The organism is Aeromicrobium sp. (assembly GCF_050700635.1).
Classification (GTDB): domain Bacteria; phylum Actinomycetota; class Actinomycetes; order Propionibacteriales; family Nocardioidaceae; genus Aeromicrobium.
The window spans coordinates 1-5,218 of the sequence record NZ_JBOHDT010000050.1 but is presented as its reverse complement, the minus strand read 5'-3'; the positions used below and the strand labels follow the sequence as shown (position 1 = coordinate 5,218).

Sequence of the window (5,218 nt, the reverse complement as noted above, 5' to 3'; positions counted from 1 at the left end):
CGGACCTCGGACCGGGAGTCGTCGGTGTAGACCTCGATGTCGTCGTGCTCGACGACGTTGGCCGGGAACAGACCGACGACGCCACGCGCCGTGATCCACTTCTCCTCGATGAGGCGGTCGAGCATCGTCTGCGCGTCCTCGAACAACTTGCGTGCGGCCTCACCGCTCGTCGGGTTGTTGAGGATGTCGGGGAACTTGCCCTTCATCTCCCAGGAGTTGAAGAACGGCTGCCAGTCGATGTACTCACGCAGCTCGGCCAGGGGATACTCGTCGAGCACGAGCGGCGTGCCGATCTCGATGCCTTGTGGCGCCGGCGGCACGTAGCCCTCCCACTCGACGGGGGTGCGGTTCGCGCGTGCGTCCTCGAGCGTGAGCAGCTTGCGGGTGTCCTGTCGGGCGGCGTGACGCTCGCGCAGCGAGTCGTAGTCCTCCTTCAGATCGGCTAGGAGCTGTGGCCGGGCATCGTCGGAGAGCAGCTGGGACACGACTGGCACGGAGCGGGAGGCGTCCTTCACCCACACCACGGGGGAGTGATACTTCTCGTCGACCTTGACGGCCGTGTGGGCACGCGACGTGGTGGCACCGCCGATGAGCAGCGGGATGTCGAAACCTTGGCGCTCCATCTCGGACGCCACGTTGACCATCTCGTCGAGAGACGGCGTGATGAGCCCGGACAGGCCGATGAGGTCGGCGCCCTCGGCCGTCGCGGTGTCCAGGATCTTCTGCGCAGGCACCATGACCCCGAGGTCGATGACGTCGTAGTTGTTGCACTGCAGCACGACGCCGACGATGTTCTTGCCGATGTCGTGGACGTCGCCCTTGACCGTGGCCATGACGACCAGACCGTTGCTGCGGCCGGCGTCCTCGGGCTGTTTCTCGTCCTCGATGTAGGGGATCAGGTAGGCGACCGACTTCTTCATCACGCGGGCCGACTTGACGACCTGGGGGAGAAACATCTTGCCGGACCCGAACAGGTCTCCGACGACGTTCATGCCGTCCATCAGCGGGCCCTCGATGACCTCGATCGTCCGACCACCACGATCGGTGACCTCGGCGCGGAGTTCCTCGGTGTCCTCCACGGCGTGCTGGTCGATGCCCTTGACCAGCGCATGGGTGATGCGTTCGGTGACGGGCAGCGAACGCCACTCCTCGTCCTCGACCTCCGCCTTCCGCCCGTCACCGGCGTAGTCGTTGGCGATCTCGAGCAGTCGCTCGGTGCCGTCGTCGCGGCGGTTGAGCACGACGTCCTCGATGCGTTCGCGCAGCGGCGGCGGGATCTCGTCGTAGACGACGAGCGCACCCGCGTTGACGATTCCCATGTCGAGGCCGGCCTGGATGGCGTGGTAGAGGAAGACCGCGTGGATGGCCTCGCGCACCGGGTTGTTGCCGCGGAACGAGAACGACACGTTCGAGATGCCGCCGGACACGTGCGCACCGGGCAGGTTCTCCTTGATCCACTGGGTGGCCTCGATGAAGTCGACACCGTAGTTCTGGTGCTCCTGGATGCCGGTCGCGATCGCGAACACGTTCGGGTCGAAGATGATGTCCTCGGCCGGGAAGCCGACCTCGTCGACCAGGATCCGGTAGGCGCGCTCACAGATCTGCTTGCGGCGCTCGAGGTTGTCGGCCTGGCCGTCCTCGTCGAACGCCATGACGACAGCGGCGGCGCCGTACTTGCGGCACAGTTGCGCCTGCTCGCGGAACTTCTCCTCGCCCTCCTTCATCGAGATGGAGTTGACGATCGGCTTTCCCTGCAGGCCGTGGAGCCCGGTCTCGATGACCTCCCACTTGGAGGAGTCGACCATGACCGGCACGCGACAGATGTCGGGCTCGGACGCGATGAGCTTGATGAAGCGGTTCATGGCGGCGACGCCGTCGATCATGCCTTCGTCCATGTTGACGTCGATGACCTGCGCGCCGTTCTCGACCTGCTGGCGGGCGACCGAGAGCGCGGTGTCGTAGTCGCCGTCACGGATGAGGTTGCGGAATCGGGCCGAGCCGGTGATGTTCGTGCGCTCGCCGACGTTGAGGAACAGCGAGTCCTCGGTGACGGTCAGTGGCTCGAGTCCCGACAGGCGCAGAGCGGGCGCGACCTCCGACGGCACCCGCGGCGCGAGGCCCTCGACCGTCTTGGCGATGTGGGCGATGTGATCGGGCGTGGTGCCGCAGCAGCCGCCCACGAGGTTGACGAAGCCGCTGTCGGCGAAGTCGCGGAGGATCGCAGCAGTCTCGTCGGGCGACTCGTCGTACTCGCCGAAGGCATTCGGCAGGCCGGCGTTCGGGTAGCACGACACGAAGCAGTCGGCCAGATGCGAGATCTCCGCGATGTAGGGACGCATCTCCTTGGCGCCGAGGGCGCAGTTGAGACCCACGAGCAGCGGCTTGGCGTGCCGGACGGAGTGCCAGAACGCCTCCGCCGTCTGCCCGGAGAGCGTGCGTCCCGAGGCGTCGGTGATGGTGCCGGAGATGATGACCGGCCAGCGACGTCCGTACTCCTCGAAGACGGTCTCGACCGCGAAGATCGCGGCCCGGGCGTTGAGCGTGTCGAAGATGGTCTCGATGAAGATCAGGTCGGACCCGCCGTCGAGAAGCCCCCGGGTCGCGGTCGTGTAGGCGTCGACGAGCTCCTCGTACGAGACGTTGCGTGCGCCGGGGTCGTTGACGTCCGGAGATATGGACGCCGTGCGCGTCGTCGGGCCAAGCGTTCCGGCGACGTATCGCGGGTGGTCGGGCGTCTCGGCGGTGATGGCGTCGCACTCGCGCCGTGCCAGGCGGGCGGACTCGAGGTTCAGCTCGTAGGCGAGCTCGACCATGTCGTAGTCGCCAAGTGAGACCGCGGTGGCGTTGAAGGTGTTGGTCTCGATGATGTCGGCGCCGGCCGCGAGGTACTCGCGGTGGATCGACGCGATGATCTCCGGCTGCGTGATGGTGAGGAGATCGTTGTTGCCGACGACGTCGCACGACCACTCGGCGAAGCGGTCACCGCGGTACCCGGATTCGTCCGGCCGGTCGCGCTGGATGGCCGTGCCCATGGCACCGTCGAGCACGAGGATGCGCTCGCGGAGCATCGACGACAACGCTTCGGTCGCGTCGGGGCGATGCTCAACCGAAGCGGGCTCGGTCACGGTCGGGGTGGTCACAGGCGTCCTCGGGGGTTTGGGCGTTCGACGATACGATGCGCAACCCGCGAACCCGGGCGGGCATTCCATCCTCCGGACCAGTGTCTCATCTGCTGGTACGCCCGTCGGACGTAATCGGCGGACGTACGCTGTGCGGCGTGGATGACTTCGCTGCCGTGCTCTGGGACCTCGACGGAACGCTCATAGACAGCGAGCCGCTCTGGATGGCAAGGGAACACGAGCTGGCCGAGGCGCACGGCACTACTTGGACGCAGGAGGACGGACTCGCCCTCGTCGGCAACTCCCTGATCGAGTCGGGTCACTACATCAAGCGGCGCCTGGGCTCCGATCTCACGCCGGAGGAGATCGTCGAGTTCCTGGTCGTCCGGCTGGCCGACGCCTTGCACCGCGAGATCCCCTGGCGTCCAGGGGCGCGGGAGCTCGTCACCGCTCTGGACACCCTGGGCATGCCGCAGGCCCTGGTGACCATGTCCTACGGGCCCATCGCCAGACCGGTGGCCCACGCGCTGCCTTTCGCGGCCGTGGTGACGGGCGACCACGTCGAGCACGGCAAGCCGCACCCCGAGCCGTACCTGCGGGCGGCCGAGCTGCTCGGCGTCGACGCCGCCGACTGCCTCGCCATCGAGGACTCCGGGACCGGGGCGACCTCCGCGAACGCCGCCGGCTGCAAGGTGCTCGTGGTGCCGCACTTCGTGAACGTGCCGGACGCCCCGCGACGGGTGCAGCTGGCCAGCCTGGAGAGACTTCGACCGGACGGTCTGCGCGACCTGTTCTGAGCTTCCCCATAGATTGGAATCGTGAGTTTCTCCGACGCCCGTCCAAGGTCCGCCGGCACGTGGCGGGTCGGGCGCTTCGCGGGCGTCGAGCTGCTCGCCAAGCCGTCCCTTCTCGTCATGGGTGTCGTCCTCGTCGTGCTGTTCGCCCCGCGCTTCGAGTCGCAGACCCGGACCAATCCGTACCTCATCGCCGCTGTGTTCGTCGTGGCGCTCTATGCGTCGGTGCTCCTTCACGAGATCGCGCACGTGGTGGCGGCTCGCTCCTTCGGCATGCGTGTGCCGTCGGTGACGCTGCATCTCCTGGGCGGCGAGACGGCCATCGAGGGCGAGAGCCGCACTCCGTGGCAGGAGCTCACGACCGCGATCGTCGGGCCGCTGGTCTCGCTCGGCATCGGGCTTACGGCCAGGCAGGTGGCCGAGGGCGTCGAGCCGGGAGTGCTGCACGACGTCGTCTGGTTGATCGGCTGGGTCAACATCCTCGTTGCGGTGTTCAACATGCTGCCCGGCCTGCCGCTGGACGGCGGTCGGGTGTTCAAGGCCGTGGTGTGGCAGCTGACCGGACACGAGGCGACCGGCACGCGCTTCGCCGCCTGGATCGGACGTCTCGCCGCGGTCGCGTTGGTGGTCGTCACGCTTCTTCGGGTCGACTTCGCCGAAGACCGCTGGACCTTCGACCTGATCATCGCGGGCATCGTGGCGTGGTTCCTCTGGGAGGGCGCGGGACATGCGTTGTCGCAGGCCAGGCGCACCGCCCGTATCAACTTGCTCGACGCTCGCAGTTTGCTCGAGCCGGGCGAGGCTCCCGACGGAGCACCAAGGCTGCCGGTCGACATCCGCGGCTCGGTGCTCCTTCGCGCGATGGCGGCCCGACCCGCCGAGACCTATGCCGTGGTCGAGCGCGACGGATCCATCGCCGGGATCCTCCGGACGTCACGGGTCGACGAGGCCTTCCGGAGCAGCCGATGAAGAGGGGCCCGCTCGAAGAAGGGGAGTGGGTGCGGCTCAGCGACGCCAAGGGACGCAAGCACAACATCCGCCTCGCGGCGGGTCAGGAGTTCTCGACCAAGAAGGGCCAGATCCGGCACGACGACATCATCGGCCGCCCCGAGGGGGTGGTACTCGAGTCGTCGCTGGGCGCCCAGTACCAGGTGTTCCGACCCTTGCTGGCGGAGTACGTCGTCTCGATGCCGCGCGGTGCCGCGATCATCTACCCCAAGGACGCCGCCCACATCGTCACGATGGCCGACATCTTCCCCGGCGCGCGCGTGGTTGAGGCGGGTGCCGGATCCGGGAGCCTCACCA

At 67.6% G+C, this 5,218-nt stretch carries 3 protein-coding genes and 1 pseudogene; 3 read left to right on the top strand and 1 reads right to left on the bottom strand.

The window, feature by feature from the left end; genetic code table 11:
• Nucleotides 1-3,068: methionine synthase (gene metH / locus ACRDPN_RS03655; protein ID WP_431445973.1), on the bottom strand; the 3,068-nt coding region annotated here is incomplete at its 3' end.
• Nucleotides 3,069-3,277: 209 nt separating this feature from the next.
• Here metH and ACRDPN_RS03650 point away from each other — a divergent pair.
• From ACRDPN_RS03650 to ACRDPN_RS03640, 3 genes and pseudogenes are all read left to right on the top strand, one after another.
• Nucleotides 3,278-3,916, top strand: coding sequence for an HAD family hydrolase (locus ACRDPN_RS03650; protein WP_431445972.1), 639 nt, complete (start codon nucleotides 3,278-3,280; stop codon nucleotides 3,914-3,916).
• 21 nt (nucleotides 3,917-3,937) lie between these two features.
• Nucleotides 3,938-4,882: a site-2 protease family protein gene (locus ACRDPN_RS03645; protein WP_431445971.1), complete on the top strand. Its 945-nt coding sequence runs from the start codon at nucleotides 3,938-3,940 to the stop codon at nucleotides 4,880-4,882.
• Nucleotides 4,879-5,218, top strand: a pseudogene (locus tag ACRDPN_RS03640) (tRNA (adenine-N1)-methyltransferase); the annotation flags it as partial. The gene ACRDPN_RS03645 and the pseudogene ACRDPN_RS03640, both read left to right, overlap by 4 nt.